Origin of the sequence: Pseudomonas sp. GM33, from assembly GCF_000282295.1 — a bacterium.
Taxonomy (GTDB): Bacteria; Pseudomonadota; Gammaproteobacteria; order Pseudomonadales; family Pseudomonadaceae; genus Aquipseudomonas; species Aquipseudomonas laurylsulfatiphila.
Window position 1 is genome coordinate 1 of sequence record NZ_AKJO01000169.1, and the last position, 1,220, is coordinate 1,220.

Sequence of the window (1,220 nt, forward strand, 5' to 3'; positions counted from 1 at the left end):
TGTAGTGGTCGAACATTTTTGGACCATGATGTAGGAGCATCGATTTAAGGACGCGTCATGGGATATCGGGTTGTTACATCTGAGGAAAAGCGGAAGCCATCCGCTTGGTTGTGGAGATGAATTACTCCATACCTAAAGCCTGTGAGGCCACCGGGGTGGGCCCTACGGCTCTGCGCCGCTGGGTTCTGCGCTGGCGTCGAGGAGCAGGCGGGAATGTTGCAGCCCACCCGATTGCAGGATCAGGAGCTGATCGAGTCGTTGCAGGCGAAGTTGGCGCTGCTGGAAGCCGAGAACCAAGTGCTAAAAAAGCAATTGCCCTCTCATCTGAAGGTTCTGTTCGGTCGAGCCAAATGATTGATGGCATCAAAGGGAAGATGTCGATTCGGCGTATGTGCTCAGTGCTGGGTGTGGCCCGCAGCAGTTACTACGCCAAGCGCAAACCCAAGCCCAGGCGGGCTGACCAGCGATGCCTGGAGCGCAAACTGCGCGCGTTACATAAAGAACATCGCGAAGCGCTAGGTACTCGCGGGCTATCCAAAGAGTTAAGAAAAGAAGGCATTTTCATCGGACGCTATCGAATGCGCACGCTGATCAAATCCTTTGGTTTGCACCGGCGTAGACCGCGTTACGCCCATTATCGGCGCGCTACCAAGCCTGCGGTGGTGGCACCGAACATACTTGATCGGCGCTTCAACCCGTCCCGGCCAGACACGCTGTGGGCAGGCGATATCACCTATATCCGGGTGGGGAGCGGCTGGCTGTATCTGGCCGTGGTGATGGATCTGTTTTCGCGCCGGATCGTGGGATGGGCTTGCTCACGAACCGCTGATGCCGAGTTGTCTGTCAAAGCGCTGAGGCTGGCGGTAGCGCTACGCCGCCCGATGCCTGAGTTGCTATTTCACTCAGACCAGGGTTGTCAGTACACCGCCGAACGATTTGTTGAATGCTTGGCAGAAAGCAGGATCGTCCAGAGCATGAGTCGGCGGGGTAACTGCTGGGATAACGCGGTGGTCGAGCGCTATTTCAGGACATTGAAGCACGATTGGATGCCGGAAGATGGCTACCGCAATCATTTCGAAGCAGAGAAGGATGTGATGGGCTTCATCTCCCATTACAACCATCGCCGTTGCCACTCTGCCTCGAACAACTTGCCGCCTGCGCTGTATGAGCAACAGGCGGCTTAATACTCCTACGGAGCGGTTCAAAAAAAATGAACCACT

1 protein-coding gene is annotated in these 1,220 nt (G+C 55.8%); it reads left to right on the forward strand.

Annotated elements, in window-relative coordinates; translation table 11 throughout:
- Window positions 1–116: 116 nt before the first annotated feature.
- Window positions 117–1,184 carry an IS3 family transposase gene (locus tag PMI26_RS03780; RefSeq protein ID WP_238540842.1) on the forward strand — a complete coding sequence of 356 codons (1,068 nt, stop codon included), beginning with the start codon at window positions 117–119 and terminating at the stop codon, window positions 1,182–1,184.
- Window positions 1,185–1,220: the final 36 nt, after the last annotated feature.